Source organism: Pseudomonas sp. GM33, from assembly GCF_000282295.1.
GTDB lineage: Bacteria > Pseudomonadota > Gammaproteobacteria > Pseudomonadales > Pseudomonadaceae > Aquipseudomonas > Aquipseudomonas laurylsulfatiphila.
In genome coordinates, this window is the sequence record NZ_AKJO01000186.1 from 23,431 (window position 1) to 40,877 (window position 17,447).

The 17,447-nt window shown below is 62.0% G+C and carries 18 protein-coding genes and 2 pseudogenes; 13 read left to right on the forward strand and 7 right to left on the reverse strand.

Going from position 1 to position 17,447, the window contains the following annotated elements; all coding sequences use genetic code 11:
- Nucleotides 1-109: 109 nt before the first annotated feature.
- The 5 genes from speB to PMI26_RS00830 all read left to right on the forward strand — a co-directional run bounded on the left by speB (nt 110) and on the right by PMI26_RS00830 (nt 6,879).
- Nucleotides 110-1,111, forward strand: coding sequence for an agmatinase (gene speB / locus PMI26_RS00850; RefSeq protein ID WP_007980660.1), 1,002 nt, complete (start codon nt 110-112; stop codon nt 1,109-1,111).
- A 68-nt stretch (nt 1,112-1,179) separates the two neighbouring features.
- The gene (locus PMI26_RS00845; RefSeq protein WP_007980663.1) at nt 1,180-2,691 is read left to right on the forward strand and encodes an aldehyde dehydrogenase family protein; all 1,512 of its coding nucleotides are present in this window, start codon (nt 1,180-1,182) and stop codon (nt 2,689-2,691) included.
- 254 nt (nt 2,692-2,945) lie between these two features.
- Entirely contained in the window at nt 2,946-4,520 is a 1,575-nt protein-coding gene (locus tag PMI26_RS00840) for a purine-cytosine permease family protein (RefSeq protein WP_007980664.1), read from the forward strand.
- Nucleotides 4,521-4,522: 2 nt separating this feature from the next.
- A complete protein-coding gene (gene betA, locus PMI26_RS00835; RefSeq protein WP_007980667.1) occupies nt 4,523-6,211 on the forward strand; it encodes a choline dehydrogenase in 1,689 nt (562 codons plus the stop codon).
- Between the two features lie 209 nt (nt 6,212-6,420).
- The gene (locus PMI26_RS00830) at nt 6,421-6,879 is read left to right on the forward strand and encodes a GNAT family N-acetyltransferase (RefSeq protein WP_007980669.1); all 459 of its coding nucleotides are present in this window, start codon (nt 6,421-6,423) and stop codon (nt 6,877-6,879) included.
- Nucleotides 6,880-6,892: 13 nt separating this feature from the next.
- Here PMI26_RS00830 and PMI26_RS00825 read toward each other — a convergent pair whose 3' ends face one another.
- Entirely contained in the window at nt 6,893-7,198 is a 306-nt protein-coding gene (locus tag PMI26_RS00825) for an NIPSNAP family protein (protein ID WP_007980671.1), read from the reverse strand.
- A 230-nt stretch (nt 7,199-7,428) separates the two neighbouring features.
- Between PMI26_RS00825 and PMI26_RS00820 the strand changes: the two genes are divergently transcribed.
- From PMI26_RS00820 to PMI26_RS00805, 4 genes and pseudogenes are all read left to right on the forward strand, one after another.
- On the forward strand, nt 7,429-8,091 hold the full coding sequence (locus PMI26_RS00820; RefSeq protein WP_007980673.1) for a hypothetical protein: 663 nt from the start codon (nt 7,429-7,431) through the stop codon (nt 8,089-8,091).
- A gap of 40 nt (nt 8,092-8,131) precedes the next feature.
- A complete protein-coding gene (locus PMI26_RS00815) occupies nt 8,132-8,470 on the forward strand; it encodes a hypothetical protein (RefSeq protein ID WP_007980675.1) in 339 nt (112 codons plus the stop codon).
- 218 nt (nt 8,471-8,688) lie between these two features.
- A pseudogene (locus PMI26_RS00810) lies at nt 8,689-8,916 on the forward strand (DUF1801 domain-containing protein); the annotation flags it as partial.
- 199 nt (nt 8,917-9,115) lie between these two features.
- Nucleotides 9,116-9,505, forward strand: a complete 390-nt coding sequence (locus PMI26_RS00805; protein ID WP_007980681.1) for a c-type cytochrome — start codon at nt 9,116-9,118, stop codon at nt 9,503-9,505.
- On the opposite strand, the gene PMI26_RS00800 is transcribed toward PMI26_RS00805, so the two are convergent.
- Nucleotides 9,506-10,363, reverse strand: a complete 858-nt coding sequence (locus PMI26_RS00800; RefSeq protein WP_007980683.1) for a LysR substrate-binding domain-containing protein — start codon at nt 10,361-10,363, stop codon at nt 9,506-9,508.
- A gap of 134 nt (nt 10,364-10,497) precedes the next feature.
- On the opposite strand from PMI26_RS00800, the gene PMI26_RS00795 reads away from it, so the two are divergent.
- The 4 genes from PMI26_RS00795 to PMI26_RS00780 are packed head-to-tail and all read left to right on the forward strand — an operon-like array spanning nt 10,498 to nt 14,739.
- Nucleotides 10,498-11,550: an agmatine deiminase family protein gene (locus PMI26_RS00795; protein WP_007980686.1), complete on the forward strand. Its 1,053-nt coding sequence runs from the start codon at nt 10,498-10,500 to the stop codon at nt 11,548-11,550.
- Nucleotides 11,551-11,554: 4 nt separating this feature from the next.
- Nucleotides 11,555-12,463: an N-carbamoylputrescine amidase gene (gene aguB / locus PMI26_RS00790; protein ID WP_007980688.1), complete on the forward strand. Its 909-nt coding sequence runs from the start codon at nt 11,555-11,557 to the stop codon at nt 12,461-12,463.
- A 1-nt stretch (nt 12,464) separates the two neighbouring features.
- Nucleotides 12,465-13,565 carry an extracellular solute-binding protein gene (locus PMI26_RS00785; RefSeq protein WP_007980690.1) on the forward strand — a complete coding sequence of 367 codons (1,101 nt, stop codon included), beginning with the start codon at nt 12,465-12,467 and terminating at the stop codon, nt 13,563-13,565.
- Between the two features lie 49 nt (nt 13,566-13,614).
- Nucleotides 13,615-14,739: an agmatine deiminase family protein gene (locus PMI26_RS00780; protein ID WP_007980692.1), complete on the forward strand. Its 1,125-nt coding sequence runs from the start codon at nt 13,615-13,617 to the stop codon at nt 14,737-14,739.
- A 135-nt stretch (nt 14,740-14,874) separates the two neighbouring features.
- Here the strand turns inward: PMI26_RS00780 and PMI26_RS00775 are convergent, their stop codons facing one another.
- From PMI26_RS00775 to PMI26_RS32085, 5 genes and pseudogenes are all read right to left on the reverse strand, one after another.
- Nucleotides 14,875-15,303: a nuclear transport factor 2 family protein gene (locus PMI26_RS00775; protein WP_007980695.1), complete on the reverse strand. Its 429-nt coding sequence runs from the start codon at nt 15,301-15,303 to the stop codon at nt 14,875-14,877.
- The gene (locus PMI26_RS00770; protein ID WP_007980696.1) at nt 15,296-16,039 is read right to left on the reverse strand and encodes an SGNH/GDSL hydrolase family protein; all 744 of its coding nucleotides are present in this window, start codon (nt 16,037-16,039) and stop codon (nt 15,296-15,298) included. The genes PMI26_RS00775 and PMI26_RS00770 overlap by 8 nt, the downstream gene beginning before the upstream one ends.
- A 6-nt stretch (nt 16,040-16,045) precedes the next feature.
- Nucleotides 16,046-16,618 (reverse strand): chorismate mutase, encoded by a 573-nt coding sequence (locus PMI26_RS00765; RefSeq protein WP_007980699.1) that lies wholly within the window; start codon nt 16,616-16,618, stop codon nt 16,046-16,048.
- Nucleotides 16,619-16,699: 81 nt separating this feature from the next.
- Nucleotides 16,700-16,990 carry a DUF7693 family protein gene (locus PMI26_RS00760; RefSeq protein ID WP_033048506.1) on the reverse strand — a complete coding sequence of 97 codons (291 nt, stop codon included), beginning with the start codon at nt 16,988-16,990 and terminating at the stop codon, nt 16,700-16,702.
- A 332-nt stretch (nt 16,991-17,322) separates the two neighbouring features.
- Nucleotides 17,323-17,447, reverse strand: a pseudogene (locus tag PMI26_RS32085) (PAAR domain-containing protein); the annotation flags it as partial.

Here is a 17,447-nt window from a genome sequence, read left to right on the forward strand (position 1 = left end):
AGTATCTGATGTTTAGCATTTTTTCCACGAAAACCTGCGCCCATAGTCTTTCCAACGGCGGTCGCCTTGCAGTCCGCCAGGCCGATAACAAGAAGTGGAGAGGCTAGAAATGTCGAACAACGGTTATGAATCCGGTCGCCTGAACCTGCCATTCGTAGGTCATTGCACCTTTGGCAAATCCCCGGTGTGCACCGATTGGGACGCGCTGGATGCCGACGTCGCGGTGCTCGGCGTGCCCAACGACATGGGCACCCAGTGGCGTTCCGGCGCACGCTTCGGACCCCGCGGGATTCGTGAAGCATCGACGCTGTTTTCCTTCGGCCACGCCGGTGCCTACGATCACGAAGATGACGTGATGTACCTCACCGCATCGGATGTGCGCATGGTCGACGTCGGTGATGCCGACATCGTCCACACCGACATGGCCACCAGCAACAAGAACACCGAATACGCCGTGCGCAAGATCCTCGACGCTGGCGTGATGCCGGTGGTGCTCGGCGGCGACCACTCGGTGCACGCGCCGGTGATCAAGGCCTTCGAAGGCCGCGGCCCGATCCACATCATCCACTTCGATGCGCACCTGGATTTCGTCGACGAGCGCCACGGTGTGCGCTACGGCCACGGCAACCCGCTGCGCCGCGCTTCGGAAATGAACCACATCGTCGGCATGACCCAGATGGGTATTCGCAACGTGTCGTCGTCCAACCGCGACGACTACGAAGCGGCCCATGAAGCCGGCTCGAAAATCCTCTCGGTACGTGACGTGCGCCACCTCGGCGTCGAGGGTGTGCTGGCGCTGATCCCGCAGAACATCAACTACTACATCACCATCGACATCGACGGTTTCGACCCGTCCATCGCCCCCGGCACCGGCACCCCGAGCCACGGCGGCTTCCTCTACTACGAAGTGCTGGAAATCATCCAGGCCCTGGCCAAGCGCAGCAAGGGCAACATCGTCGGCATGGACCTGGTGGAAGTGGCGCCGGTGTACGACCCGACCGGCATGACCTCGATCCTCGCCGCGCAACTGCTGCTCAACAGCATCGGTTTCATCTTCCACGAGCGCGGCAAGGTGCGTGCAGCCGCCGAGAGCGAAACCACTCCAGCCTGATATCGAAACCAAAAAGCTCAGAAACCAGAGCCCCGGCAGGACCTGACTGCCGGGCAGAGAGAATAAAAATGGACACGATCGTCAAGAGTTACCTGCAAAAATTCGGCGTCAGCGAAGCCACCCAGACCTTCCTCAGCAAGGTCCAGAAGATGTTCATCGGTGGCGCCTGGGTTGAATCCGGCAACGGCGAAACCTCCGATGTGATCGAACCCTCGACCGAAGGCTTGATCACCCGCATTCCCATGGGCACTACCGATGACCTGGACCGCGCCGTGCAAGCCGCCCGCGCCCAGTTCGACGGCGGCGCCTGGCGTCAGGCCAAACCGGCCGAGCGCGAGCGCATGATGCAGCGCCTGGCCGACCTGATCGAACAGAACGCTGCCGAACTGGCGGAAATCGAATCGATCGACATGGGCAAATCCGTGGCCTTCGCCAAGGACGTGGACATCCAGGGCACCGTCGATACCCTGCGTTACTTCGCCGGCTGGGCCACCAAGCTGCACGGCCGTACCGTCGAACCTTCGTTGCCGGGCAATTACCTGGCTTACACCCGCAAGGAGGCGGTCGGCGTGGTCGGCGCCATCGTGCCGTGGAACTTCCCGTTGCAGACCATGGCCTGGAAGCTCGGCGCGGCGCTGGCGACCGGTTGCACAGTGGTGGTCAAGCCCGCCGAACTGACTTCGTTGTCGGCCCTGCGTTTCGCTGAACTGGTGCAGGAAGCGGGCATCCCCGACGGCGTGATCAACATCGTCACCGGGCGCGGCAGTGTGGTCGGTGCGGCCATGGCCACCCACCCCGGCATCGACAAACTGACCTTCACCGGCTCGACCCCGGTCGGCCAGACTGTCGGCCGTGCAGCGCTGGATGACATGAAGCGCCTGACCCTCGAACTCGGTGGCAAATCACCGGTCATCGTCTGCGCCGACGCCGACATCCCGGCCGCCGCCCAAGCGGTCGCCAACGGCGTGTTTTTCAACTCCGGGCAGGTATGCGACGCCGGTACACGGGCCTATATTCATAGCAGCGTCTACGACCAATTCCTGGGTGAGCTGATCGCCTATACACGCACCCTGAAAATGGCCCCGGGCCTGGACCCGGACTGCTTCATCGGCCCACTGGTTTCGGCCCTGCAAAAGCAGCGCGTGACAGAGTACATCGAGACCGGCAAGGCCGAAGGCGCGAAACTGGTCTACGGCGGACAAGCGGTCGATGGCCCTGGCTTCTTCGTCGAGCCGACCATCTTCGCCCATTGCCGCAACGACATGCGCATTGTCCAGGAAGAGATCTTCGGGCCGGTGCTGGTCACCGCACCCTTCGACGATGAAGAAGAGGCCCTGGCCCTGGCCAACGACTCGCCTTACGGCTTGGCGGCGGCACTGTATTCCAACGACCTGGGCAAGGTGCACAGCCTGATCCCGCGCCTCAAGGCCGGTTCGGTCTACGTCAACGCCCACGGCACCCTCGATCCGTCGATGCCGTTCGGTGGCTACAAGCAGTCCGGGTTCGGCAAGGACCTGGGCGCCGAGCAGCTCGATTACCTGCTCGAAACCAAGGCAGTCTGGATCACGCTGCCAGGCTGACGCTGATCAGTTAAGACAAGGAACAATGCAATCCCTGTGGGAGCGAGCTTGCTCGCGATAGCGGACTGTCAGCCAACATCAATGTTGCATGTCACGCCCCCATCGCGAGCAAGCTCGCTCCCACAGGTTTTGCGCCAAAGTTGAAAGCAATTGCACCTTTGAAATTCGGGAACGGCAAGGACGCGCCCCGGGAGTCGTTCCCCCCGAAAGAACGCGGTTATCTCGTCATGATCTTCCAACAATAAGAGACCATCATGAACACTAACGCCAAGTCAGCCCCGAGCGTGTCCGGCCTCGATGACAAACCCGTCGTCGAAAGCCATTCGATCGACTTCATCCCCGAGAACGAACGCACCGACAAACTGTCGAGCCAGGGCCCGTTCTGGTTTCTCGGCAACTTCACCTTCTTCACCATGACCATCGGCTTCGTCGGCCCGAGCGTCGGCCTGACCGCGCTCTGGACCACCCTGGCCGGCACGCTGGGCATCATGTTCGGCACGCTGTTCATGGCGTTTCACGGTTCGCAAGGCCCGCACCTGGGCCTGCCGCAGATGATCCAGTCCCGCGCGCAGTTCGGTTATCGCGGGGTGATCCTGGTGCTGCTGGCGACGCTGTTCGTGTTCGCCGGCTTCAACATCGTCAATCTGGTGTTGATGATGCAGGGGTTGCACACGCTGTTCGGTTTCAGCCCAGCGGTGATCGCGGTGGCGGTGACCATCCCGGCGGCGGTGCTGGCAATCCTCGGTCATGACTGGATGCACCGCAGCTTCAAATGGGCGTTGTTCCTGTCGTTGCCGCTGTATGGCCTGGTGACCATGGCGGTGCTGATGGGCTGGGTGCCGGATGCGGTGCTGCCGGCACTCGCGGAAGGCGAAGTGGCCCGTGAGCCGCTGGGTTTCAACTGGACCGGTTTCATTGCGCAGTTTGCGGCGGCCGCCAGCTACAACATCGCCTACGCGCCTTATGTGTCGGACTACTCGCGCTACCTGCCGAAAAATACCTCCAGCGGCAAGCTGATCGCCGTGGTGTTCCTCGGGGCTTCGCTGTCCGGCGCGTGGATGATTTCCGTGGGTGGCTGGCTGGCCGATCACCTGCATACCACTGACGTGCTGGTGGCCCTGGGGCAAGTCGGCAACACCGTGTCGCCACTGATGGGCACGGCGGTGGTGGTCGTCACCATCCTGGCGTTCCTGCCGGTGATCGCGATGAACATCTACAGCGCCAAGCTGACCACGCTGACCTGCGTCGACTCGATCAAGCACATCGAGCCCACCCGCAAGGCACGCATCCTGGCCATCGGCTTCGTGATCCTGCTGCAACTGGGCGTGGCCCTGAGCATCCAGAGTTCGGGCAAAGGCCTGTCGGTGCTGGGGATCTACCTGGTGGTGATGCTGTACTTCCTGGTGCCCTGGACCTCGGTCAACCTCACCGATTACTTCTTCGTGCGCAAGGGTCGCTACGCCATCCCGCACTTCTTCATGCCCCACGGCAACATCTATGGCAGCTGGGGACTGCGCGGCATCGCCGCCTATGCCATCGGTTTTATCTCGATGATCCCGTTCTTCTACATCTTCGACGGCGTTGAACAGCGCGAGGTGTATGTCGGCCCGCTCGCCAAGGCACTGGGCAGTATCGACATCGCCTGGCTGGTCGGGCTGATCGTCTCGGGCCTTGCCTACTACTGGCTGAGCCGCTCGATAGACCTCAAGCGCGAAGAAGCGGTGATCCAGCAGATCGAGAAAACCTCCCCGCAATACACCACCGGCGACACGCTGACCCACAAACAGCAGCCACTGCCGGTATTCACTGAATCGACGGTCGGGAGATAAGCATGACCACGCAAAAATACGACTACATCATCATTGGCGCAGGCTCGGCAGGTTGTGTGTTGGCCAACCGCCTGAGCGAAGACCCGGCCACCTCGGTGCTGGTCCTGGAATTCGGCGGCAGCGACAAGAGCGTAGTGATCCAGATGCCCAGTGCCTTCTCGATCCCGATGAACACCAAGAAGTACAACTGGCGCTACGAGACCGAGCCGGAGACTTTCCTCAACGGCCGGCGCATTCACTGCCCACGGGGCAAGGTGTTGGGCGGATCGTCTTCGATCAACGGCCTGGTGTACATCCGTGGCCATGCGCTGGATTTCGACGAGTGGGAATCCCTGGGTGCCGAAGGCTGGGGCTATCGCAACTGCCTGCCGTACTTCAAGCGCGCCGAAAGCTACGAGTCGGGCGGTGACAGCTATCGCGGGCAGACCGGACCGCTGCACACCACCAACGGCAACCACATGAAAAACCCGCTGTACGGCGCCTGGGTCGAGGCCGGCGCGGAGGCGGGCTACATCAAGACCGAAGACTGCAACGGCTACATGCAAGAGGGTTTCGGCGCCATGCACATGACCGTGAAAAACGGTGTGCGCTGCTCCACGGCCAATGCCTACCTGCGTCCGGCCATGGGCCGTCCGAACCTGACGGTGATCACCCATGCGATGACCCGCCAGGTCATCCTCGAAGGCAAGCGTGCGGTGGGGGTCATGTATGACCACGGCGGCCAGACCCACCAGGTGCTTTGCAACCGCGAAGTGCTGATCTCGTCCGGCCCGATCGGCTCGCCGCACCTGCTGCAACGCTCCGGCATCGGCCCGGCGGACGTCCTGCGCAAGGCCGGGATCGGCGTGCGCCATGACCTGCCGGGGGTAGGGGAGAACCTGCAGGATCACGCCGAGGTGTACATCCAGTTCGGTTGCAAGGAACCGGTGACCCTCAACAGCAAGATGGACCCGCTGAGCAAGCTGATGATCGGTCTGCGCTGGCTGCTGTTCAAGGACGGCCTGGGCGCCACCAACCACTTCGAGGCCGGTGGCTTCATTCGCTCCGAGAAAGGCCTGCGCTGGCCGGACATCCAGTTCCACTTTCTGCCGGCAGCGATGCGCTACGACGGCAACAAGCCGATCAAGGGCCATGGTTTCATGGTGCTCACCGGTCCCAACAAACCGAAAAGCCGTGGTTACGTGCGCGTGCGCTCAGCCGACCCGTACGAGCATCCGGAGATTCGCTTCAACTATCTGGAGCGGGAAGAGGACCGCGAAGGCTTCCGCCGCTGCATTCGCCTGACCCGCGAGATCATCGGCCAGAAAGCCATGGACCGCTTCCGCGACGGCGAAATCGCCCCCGGCGCGCAGGTGACCAGCGATGAAGACCTCGATGCCTTCGTGCGCGACAACCTGGAAAGTACCTACCATCCCTGCGGTTCGTGCCGCATGGGCGAGGACGACATGGCGGTGGTTGATTCCGAATTGCGCGTGCGCGGCATCGCCGGTCTGCGGGTGATCGATTCGTCGGTGTTCCCGACCGAGCCGAACGGCAACCTCAATGCGCCGACCATCATGCTGGCCGAGCGGGCGTCCGACCTGGTGCGTGGCGTGCAGATGCTGCCGGCGTCGGATGTGCCGGTGGGGTTGGTGGAAGGTTGGGAAAGCAGCCAGCGTACGTCGTTGCCGGGGCGTAATGTGCGGGTCTGACGGCAACCCGCAATCAATGTGCAAACCTAATGTGGGAGCGGGCTTGCTCGCGAAGGCGGCAGCACACTCAACAGAGATGTGACTGATCCACCGCTTTCGCGAGCAAGCCCGCTCCCACAGGGATCTCGGTGCTTTCAGGAAAATAGTGCGTCGTTGTTTCCTGGCCATTGCTAGTCTGTAAATCCTTGAGACCGCAATGGAGCACCCTCATGGCTATTCAGGCCCTGCGCGCCGACGCATCGCATATCGACCAGATCGCCCCTCTGTTTGACGCCTACCGGATGTTCTACGAGCAGCCGTCGAACCTGGCGCAGTCGCGCGCCTTCATCGCCGAGCGCATCGCCCGGGATGAATCGGTGATTTTTCTTGCCCGGGACACCGACGGTGAAAACCTCGGCTTCGTCCAGCTGTTCCCGACCTTTTCCTCGATCGATGCCCATCGCACCTGGCTGCTAGGTGACCTGTTCACCACGCCCGCGGCCCGGGGCAAAGGCGTCGGCACCTTGCTGATGAACACCGCCCGGGATTTTGCAAGGCTGGCCGGTGGCAAAGGCATGACCCTGGAAACCGCCACCGACAATGTCACCGCCCAGCGCCTGTATGAATCCCTGGGCTGGGTGCGCGACCCCGGTTACTACACCTACTGCCTGGATCTGAAAAAAGACTGAGTCAGCAAGCCTTTCAGGCAAACACCGGCCGCATGAACGAACGCTCGTAGCTGAGGATGAATTTCCGGTCTTCGGCGTATTTGAACGCCGCGATGCACGCCGGATCGTTCATCGATTGCTGCCGGTAATGTTCGTAGGCTGCCAGGCTGGGAAAGGTGAACAGCGCCAGGGCGATATTGTTGGCGCCCTCCGAAGGCAAAAAGTAGCCGTGGTGCTGGCCGCCGAACTTCTCCACCAGGGGGATCCACAACTTGCCGTAGTGCTCGAAGGCGTCGAGCTGGTAGGGGTCGAGCACGTATTTCAGGTAGCAGGTCACCATTGTTTCACTCCTTGATCAGGTTTTCAGGGCAGTCGCCACTGTAATCAACAGTGGGCGCCCGGCACAGCCGCTTGTTCGACATTGACCGGTAAGTTTGCGCCAGAGGCCTGTGCTGGCGCCGCCGCACTATTGGTTCAGTCAATAGTCACCATCAAGCATCGCAAGTTCTGTTTTTTGCGCAAAGGCGGAAAATTGCCGGCATTGAACACGCTGCTCAAGGAACCTGCGCGATGAAAATCTTGACCCGACTGGCTGTGATTGCCCTGTTGCTGGGCAGCGTTGCGTCTACCGCATCGGCCTTTGCCGAGGACGCACGCGCCTGCCACCTGCCGCCCATCACCGGTAGCCAGGGCGGCTTGCAATACGGTCAGACGGTCGGGGTGCTCTACAGCGAAAACACCGTGGAAAACCTGCAATACCTTGAGCAATACCACTCGGTGGCCGTCAATGGCGCGAAGAACGCACTGGATGCACGAATTCGCCAGGCCTTCGTCGACAGCTCCGATCCGCAACTGGCCATCGACTGGCTGCTGAGTTCGTTGCACAAGACCTTTCTGTCGGTGACGGTCTACGACAGCCTCGATGCCCTGGTGCAGGCCCATCCCGATGTCGTGGTGATGCTCGATACCCACAACCAGTTGCTGACCCAGCGTAACGACCGGGTCGAGGCGCGTTTCGCCGCGCGGTTCTACGACGCCAGCCTGCAATACATCGGCAAGGCCGAAGGCACGGTGGAAAAACAGCTGCCGTCGGTGTGGGTGCATGACAAGACCGCGCCCGAGATTGCCGCGCAAATCGAACAGCAACGCGACCTGCAACTGACCGCGTTGAAACATTTCGATGCGTCGTTGAGCGCGCTGGTCTCCGCCGGATTGACCGCAGCAACCCATTAACCAGCCAATTCACCATAGATTGCATTTCAGGACCTGACTCATGCGCACTTTTTTTGCCCCGACCCTGGCCTTCGCCTCGCTGTTGCTGGCCGGTTGCGCCACGCCGAACAATCCGACGCTGACCTTGCAGACCAGCAAGTCGCCCGAGGAATACACCCACTGCGTGGTGCCGAAGTTGCAGCACGATGCACTGGCGCCCACGGTGTCGCAGACCCAGCGCAGCTTCCGGATCGTCGTATCGAGCAAAGTGGCGGCGGACAACGTGCTTGAAACCTACAAGGCCTCGAACGGCGGCAAGGTGTTCCTGTACGAGCGCAAGCTGCTGGCGTCGACCTTCGTGCCGTCCAGTTTCGAGCGTGCGGCGCAGGAATGCCTGTAAGCGCCATTTCAGGCAAAAAAAAAGCCGCCGGGAGAGGCAGCAGAAAGTTAAAGCACGCATTGGATGAGCTGAGTATGGCGGTCGGTGCATGACAATTCGATGACAAATGAACAATTGTGGCGAGGGAGCCTGTCGGATCGGCACATCGTCCCTGCCGTTTTCCTGGCCTCCAGCGCCGGGTTATGGTTCGATACCGTGAAAACCCGCCCCGCGCCCGGTCCCGTGCCGGCATCCTCTGCACCGGCGAGACCTACAAGCAAGTGGTCAAGCTGACCTTCGCCAAGGGCGCATCGCTGGACGATCCGTCGAAGCTGTTCAATGCAAGCCTTGAAGGCAATACCCGCCGTGCCATCGATGTTCGCGAGGGCGAGCAGATCGATGAAAAGGCGCTGACGGCGTTGATTCAGGCGGCGATTGAACTCAACACCTCGCACAGCAAAAAATAAGTCAGTACACAGATCCCCTGTAGGAGCGAGCCTGCTCGCGATGGTCGTCAACGATAACGCGGCGAGCCTGACACCCCACGGCGCCTTCGAATTCATCGCGAGCAAGCCCGCTCCCACAGGGGCCGTGCCCACTTGACCATTTTGGATATCCTCAGCTGCCATGTTCCAATAGCGAGCATTCGCAGACTGGAACCGCAACATGAAGAAAATCGCCGCCCTGACTTTCGCCCTGGCGCTCACCGCCGGCCTGTTCAGCACACCCACCCTGGCTGAGGGCGATGTCCAGGCCGGGGAGAAGGTCTTCAAGCGCCTCTGCAGCGGCTGCCATCAGATCGGCGAATCGGCTCGCGCCTTCTTCGGCCCGCAGCTCAATGGCGTGATCGGTCGCCACTCCGCCGTCACCACGGACTATGTGTATTCCGACGCGATGAAGTCCGCCAACCTGGTCTGGGATCGCGAAACCCTGATCGCCTACCTCGAAGCGCCGAAGAAAGTGGTGCCCGGCACGCGCATGATTTTCTGGGGGCTGAGCGATCCGGAAAAAATCGAAGACCTGTTGGCCTATCTGCAAACGTTTCCGGCGCAGTAATCACTCGCCCAGGTTCTCCACCAGCCATTGAGTGAAGCTGCGTGCCATCGCCGTGTTCTCGCTGTCACGGTGGGTCAGCAGCGCCCAGTTCGGGCCGCGGATGGTTTGTTCCACCATCGGCTGCAACAGCCCGGTGGCCCGCGCCTGCCGGCTCAGCAACTGGCTCACCAGCGCAATGCCGAGCCCGGTGCAGGCGGCGTCCAGCAGCAGCCCTGGATCGGAAAAGTTCAGCCCCTGATCCATCTGCCCCACATCGATGCCCGATTCCACCGCCCAGTGGCTCCAGTCCATTTCCCGCTCGCCGTGCAGGGTGGTGCGCTGTTCTGTCGGCACCGCCAAAAGGCTCGGGTGACACGCCGGATAGAGGCGGTCGGCGTGCAGCACCTTGAAACTGCATTCGGCCTGGGAACTGATGTCATCGCGCACCGCCAGGTCGATGGTCTGGCTGGCCATGTCCGGCACCTCATCGGTGCTGAAGATCCACAGATCGACCTGCGGATGCTGGCGACGGAAATCCCCCAGACGTGGCAACAACCAGTGCCGGGCGAACGCCGGGGTGGTGTTGAGCACCAGTTGATTGGGTTTCTGGTATTGCCCCAGCCGGCGAATGCCCACCGCCAGCTGCTGCAACAACGCCTGGGTGGTGCTCAGCAGATCGTGACCGGCATCGGTCAGGCTGACGCTGCGCCCGCTGCGATAGAACAGCGGTTGTTCCAGGTACGCCTCAAGGCTGCGGATCTGCTGGCTGATCGCCGACTGGGTGAGGTGCAACTCTTCGGCGGCCTTGTGAAAACTGCCCAGCCGGGCGGCGGCTTCGAAGCCGCGCAGGGTGCTCAGGGGCGGCCAGTGTTTGAGCATATCGATAAGCTCCTCTAATCAGATGTCTGCAAAATCCATCGTTTGTTGGCCCGTTTTTCCAGCCGTAGCATGCATGCCAAGACCGCCAAGGGCGTTTTCATTGAACACAATGACTTAACTCAGAGGTACTTGTCATGCAGCAGAACGGTATTCAAAACAGCGGTTGGACGATGCCGGCCGAATGGGTCACCCACGCCGCCACCTGGATGGTCTGGCCGCACAACAAGGCCCTGTGGGAGTCGGGCTGGCGGGTGACGCTGCCCCAGGTTCAAGAAGACTTCGCCCGGGTGGCCAACGCCATCGCCCGTTTCGAGCCAGTGAAACTGGTGGTCGATCCTTCAGCCGTCGCCAGCGCCAAAGCCTTGTGCGGGCCGAACATCGAGTTGATCGAACTGGCGGTCAACGACAGCTGGTGCCGCGACTCCGGCCCGAGCTTCGTCTGCCACCCGCAGCAAGGCCTGGCCGGTGTGAGCTGGCGCTTCAATTCCTGGGGCGGCAAATCGGCCCACGATCTGGACGAAAGCCTGGCCCGCCGCGCGCTCAACCATCTGGGACTGGAGTGTTTTGGCACTGCGCTGAGCAACGAGGGTGGCGCCATCCATGTGGACGGCGAGGGCACGCTGATCACCACCGAGTCGGTGCTGCTCAACCCTAACCGCAACCCGGGTGTGACCAAGGCCGAGATCGAAGAGATCTTCACCCGCCTGTTGGGCGTGAAGAAAACCATCTGGCTGCCGGGCGATCCGGACTACGTGACCGGTGACATGACCGACGGCCACGTCGATGGCGTGTGCGCCTTTGCCCGCCCTGGCGTGTTGCTGGTGGACGCCACCCACGACCAACAATCGGTGTACGCCGAAGTCGCCCGGGAGAACCGTCGCGCCCTTGAACTGGCCACCGACGCTCAAGGCCGAAAATTCGAGCTGATCGAGCTCTATGAAGCCACCGATGCGGTGGACACCGAGGCCGAAGTGTTCTGCGCCTCCTACACCAATTTCTACATCGCCAACGGCGCGGTCATCATGCCGGCCTACGGCATCGATGCCGACAAGGTCGCTGCCGAAGTGCTGGCGCAGGCGTTCCCCGGTCGTGAGGTGGTGCCGGTGCGGATCAACCATCTGGCCCATGGCGGCGGCGGTGTGCATTGCATCACCCAGCAACAGCCGGCCTGGCCGGTGCGGGGTTGATGCCATGACACTGTTGACCATCGCCACTACCCAGATGCCCTGCACCTGGGACCTGAAACACAACCTCGACCAGGCCGAGCAACTGGTCCGCGAGGCCGCGGCCAAGGGCGCGCAGGTCATCCTGTTGCAGGAGCTGTTCGCCACGCCGTACTTCTGCATCGAGCAACACCACAAGCACCTGGCCCTGGCCGAGGAGTATCGCGACAGCCACGTGCTCAAGCGCTTTGCCGCATTGGCCAAAGAGTTGGGCGTGGTGCTGCCGCTGAGCTGGTACGAGAAGGCCGGCAATGCCTACTTCAATTCGTTGAGCGTGGCCGACGCCGACGGGCGCCTGTTGGGCGTGTACCGCAAGACCCATATTCCCAACGCCATCGGCTATCAGGAGAAGGAATACTTCAGCCCCGGCGACAGCGGGTTCCGGGTCTGGGACACCGCGTTCGGGCGCATTGGCCTGGGTATCTGCTGGGACCAGTGGTTCCCCGAGACCGCCCGCTGCCTGGCCTTGATGGGCGCCGAAGTGCTGTTGTTCCCCACGGCCATCGGCTCGGAACCTGGCTGCGCCACGCTCGATTCCCGCGATCACTGGCAGATGACCATGCGCGGCCACGCCGCCGCCAACCTGCTGCCGGTGGTGGCCGCCAACCGTGTCGGCCGGGAAGCGGCGACCACCGACCCGACCCTGCAAATGAGCTTCTACGGCTCGTCGTTCATCTGCAATCACAAGGGCAAGTTGCTCGCCGAAGCCGACCGCGACAGCACCGGCGTGCTGGTCCACACCCTGGACCTGGCGGCCATGCGCGAAGACCGCCTGACCTGGGGCATCTACCGCGACCGCCGTCCGGACATGTACGGCGCCTTGCTGACCCAGGACGGTCGTCAGATCCACTCACGCTGGGCAACCCAAGGGGTGTGACATGAATACGATCAACAAGCTGTGCCTGGCCATGGGGCTGGCGCTGACCTGTGCGGTGCCTGCGCTGCATGCCGAGGAGAAAACCCTGCGGCTGTACAACTGGGCCGACTATTTTGCCGAGGACACCCTGAGCAGGTTCACCGCCGAAACCGGGATCAAGGTGATCTACGACGTCATGGACGGCAGTGAAACCCTGGAAGCCAAGATGCTCGCCGGCGGCAGCGGTTACGACCTGATCTTCCCCGGTGACACCGTGGCCGAACGCCTGGTGCGCGCCGGCAGCCTGCAACCCCTGGATCAGTCCAGAATCACTGCCCTGAACGACGTCGAACCCGGGTTGCAGAAGCTGCGCTCGCACTATGAGCATTCGACCAAAGCCACGGTCCCCTACACCTGGGGCACCATCGGCCTGACCTACAACGCCGAACAGATCGCCCAGCGTGCGCCGGACGCACCGGTCAACAGCCTGGACATGCTGTTCAAGCCGGAGCTGGCGGCGAAGTTTGCCGATTGTGGCATCTCGATGATCGACTCGCCGGACGAAGTGCTGGCGGTGGTGCTCAACTACCTCGGCCGCGACCCGCGCAGCGGCAAACCGGCGGACCTGGCGGCGGCCAGTGAGTTGTTGATGAAGATGCGGCCGTACGTGCGCAAATTCCAGTCGCAACCGGTGACCGACCTGGTCAACGGCAACCTGTGCATGTCCCTCGGCTACAGCGGCGACATGACCCAGGCGCAGCGCACGGCCGACAGCGCCGGCAAGAAAACCACCTTCCACTACCGCATTCCCCGCGAAGGCACCACGGTGTGGATGGACACCATGGCCATTCCCGTCGACGCCCGGCACCCGGAATACGCCTACGCTTTCATCAACTTCGTGATGCGCCCGCAAAACATGGCGGCCATCAGCAACTTCACCGGCTACCCGACCTCCAACGCCAAGGCAAGGCCGGACGTCGATGCCGCGATGCGCAACAACCCGGACATCTACCTCGATGAAGCCACCTACGCGCGGCTGATTCCCGGCAAGGACATCCCCCAGGCCGACATGCGGGCACGCATGCGCACCTGGACCAAGTTCAAGACTGCTACGGTCAATTGATCACCGGCCGGCCCACGGGCCGGCCAAACCCCGGATTTCAGGAAAACACATGCCGACACGTCGAACATTCATCAAGCAGGTATCGGTCATCGCCGGACTGGGCGCGGTGGCGTCCATGGGATTGGGCTTTGCCGCTCTGCCGGTGCGCGCGGCCGGCAAAGGCAACGGGTACATGCCCGATGAAGGTGAAAAACACCTGCGGGCCTTCATCGCCTTCGGGGCACAGGCCATGATCTGGGAGGACTTCACGCCCCACGTGCAAGACGCCCTTGGCCGGATCGCCCGCAGCATCGCCGAGTACGAGCCGGTCACGGTGTTCTGTCGCCAGAGCGAACGGCGCCTGGCCGAAGCCAAATGCGGCAGCCGCAACACGACCTTCGTGATCACCGAACTGGACGACATCTGGATGCGCGACATCGGCGCCAACTTTGTCGTCGATGACAACGGCAACCTCGGCGCCGTGGACTTCAACTTCAACGGCTGGGGCAACAAACAGCAGCATGAGGACGATGCGCAATTGGCCGCCCTGGTCGCGCAAAACGCCAAGGCCGAGTACCAGCGCAGCGAACTGGTGGGCGAGGGCGGTGGCATCGAAGTGGACGGCCACGGCACCGGGATCATGACCGAAAGCAGCTGGATCAACCGCAATCGCAACCCCGACTGGAGCAAGGCCGAGGTCGAAGCGGAACTGAAGGAACGCCTGGGCCTGCGCAAAATCATCTGGCTGCCGGGCATCAAGGGCAAGGACATCACCGACGCCCATGTCGACTTCTATGCGCGCTTCGTCAAACCCGGGGTGGTGATTGCCAACCTCGACAACGACCCCGAGTCCTACGACTACAAGGTCACTCGCGCCCATCTGCAGATCCTGGAAAACGCCACGGATGCCGATGGCCGCAAATTGCAGGTGCATACCGTTTCGCCACCGCTCAACCCGCGCAACAGCCAGTTCAGCAAGGACAACCAGGACTTCGCCGCCGGCTACATCAACTACTTCGTGATCAACGGCGCGATCATTGCGCCGCAGTTCGGCGACGAAGAAGCCGATGACAAAGCCTTCGACCTGCTGTCCGAACTCTACCCGGACCGCAAGGTGGTGCAACTCGACATCGACGCGATCTCCGCAGGCGGTGGCGGCATTCACTGCGTGACCAGTCACCAGCCGATGGTGTGATGATTTCAGGCTGTACACAAAACCTGTGGGAGCGAGCTTGCTCGCGATGAGGGAGTGTCAGTCAACATCTGGCTCACTGACCCACCGCAATCGCGAGCAAGCTCGCTCCCACAGGAGTTTTGGGGGATCGGGAAATCAGGCCCTGCTGGCCTTCAGATAAGCACCCAGGCGCCGCCCCATTTCCTCACCCAACGCCTGCAAGCCACTCAGCGGCCGCACCATCACCTCAAACTCGACAATCCTGCCCTGTTCGTTGAAGCGGATCATGTCGATGCCCTTGAGCTCTTTCTCGCCGACCCTGGCGCTGAATTCGAGAATCACGTTCAAGCCATCCGCCGTCGCCAACTCGCGGTGATAGGCAAAATCCTCGAACACAGTCATGACCGTGTTGAGGATCATCGACACCACCGGCGCCCCCGGATACGGCGTGTGCGCCATCGGCGAACGGAACACCGCCTGCGGATCGAGCAATTCGGGCAAGCCACTCAAATCGCGGTTGCCGATCATCGCGTGCCACTGCTTCAGGGACGCGGCGACATTGGGGTTCAGGTTCAGCTCAGACATCTTCAACTCCTGTTTTTATTGTTGTGGTGCGAAAGCGTTGATCGATAACCCTGGCGGCATCGTCGGCCCATTGACGATAAAGCATCGGCCCCGGATGAAAACCGTCGCTGGCCATCAAGCCCGGTTCGGGCGCCAGCGGGGTGGTCAGCATCGTGCATTGATCCACGCCGGCGGCCAGATCCGCAAGCCGTGCGTTGAAACGACTTGCCCTGAACCCCAGAAACCAGCGCAGCGGCTGTGGCAGGGCGGGGAACAAATGCATCGGCGGAAGCGGCGACACCACAACCTGCCTCACCTCGAACCTGTCGCACAACAGCGACATCAATCGCTGTTGCCGAGCGAGCCACTGATCCAGGGGGAGCGAGCTGGTGACATCGTTGACGCCAATCGACAACAGCGCCACATCAAACGGCTCGGGGGCGTGCTGTTCGAGCAGCTCCAGCAACCCTTGCGAATCCAGGCCGGTGCGCGCCCAGAGTTTCCACGACACCCGGTAATCCTCGGCCAGGCGCTCCACCAACCGACCACTGAGCGCCTCACCTTGAGTCGCCGCCCCCACACCCGCCGCGGCGCTGTCGCCGACAATCAACAAGCGCAGAACGTCGCCGCTGCCGGCCTCGCCCTGGCGTTCACCTTCGGCCTCCGGCAGCCTCGGCGTCACCCGTCGCGTGTACAGGCCCTGCATCAGCAGCAATGGGCCGAGCAAAATTTTGGCGAGGGTTTCAACCCGGCTCATATGACGTTATCGCCCCGCAATACACAGCTCCCCGGTCGCACGAATCATTGCCTGCCCATGCAGGTAATCCTTGATCAGCGCCGAGCGTTCGGTGGCCAGCCATTGCGGGCAGTTCGGGTCGTTGCGGTAGGGCAGGAACGCGGCGTACTGATTGAGCAGCAGGTTCTGCAGCTTGTCGAGTCTGGGTCGGATGTCGTTGTTGAGGTCCGGCCGTGGCGTGTCCGGTGCCTTGTGCGCCGCTTGCCATTGCGCGAGCCGGCCGTATTGCACCAGTTTGCTGGCTTCGATCTGGGCAGCGATCAAGTCGGCGATATCGTCGGGGTCGAGCTTGCGCTGGTCCGCCTGCTTGCGCGCGTTGGCGATGACTTGCGCTTCCCGGGCATTGTCCTGGACCGGTTTGCCGCTGTCCCACTTGGTCAGCGCCACCAGCTCACTGATGTTCAAGCGCTCGTTCATGGTCGCCAGCAAGGGTTGCAGGGCATCGGGTGCCGGGGGCGTCGTGCCGGCCTGGGCACCGCCAGCGAACAAACCGAGCAGGGTGCAGGCCAGCCAGTGCGAAAGACGTGGGGAACGGGGCATGGACAGAATCTCCTTTGACGCAGAAATCACTCCGGCTTGTGTATCACAAGTGCGGCCAGGGAACGACAGGTTGCGAATGATTCAGGCCAGCAGCCGCTCAATCTGCGCCAGTTCCCAGGTGCTGAGCAAACTCACCGGGTCGGTGCCGAAGCGCTGTCCGTTGTCGAACACATACTCGCGGCCATCGGGGCATTGGCCGTGCAGGCAGTGGCGCAAGTGGCCGGCGTCGACATCGAGCAACAGGCGCCAGCCGTCGATGTCGACCTGTACAAGGTTCGACGTGCAATATTCATCGATACGCTTGAATGTACGAATGCCCTGGGCGGCATCGCGCAACGGCTGGTAAACCTCGCGGGCGGTGAGGGCGGGCACAGGTGTCTCCGGGGTGAAATCGGGGGGAGGCACAGGATAGATCATCAGCCTGCTCATGAGGCCTAATGCTGTTCACTTAAGAGATAGAGCGAGCAATAAATAACCTGTGGCGAGGGAGCTTGCTCCCGCTGGACTGCGCAGCAGTCCCCTGCTCTTTAGGGAAAAGAAGGGGCCGCTTCGCGCCCCAGCGGGACGGTGCGGCGATCCGACAAGCTCCCTCGCCACAGATACGGTGTTTGTCCTTAAGTGAGCAGCATTAGGCTCATGAGACCGGGCTTCACGCTGCGAGCCACCAGCGGCCCTGCAACAATGAAACAGCCCGGAGTTTCGGTCTAAACCACCTGCACATTCTGAGCAGTACTCGCCACGGCATGACAACCGCAGGCCAGGAGATGGCCTTGCAATACCACCGGAATGCCGTTCATACGCCGGCGCGGATGCCCTTCGACGAAGGCAA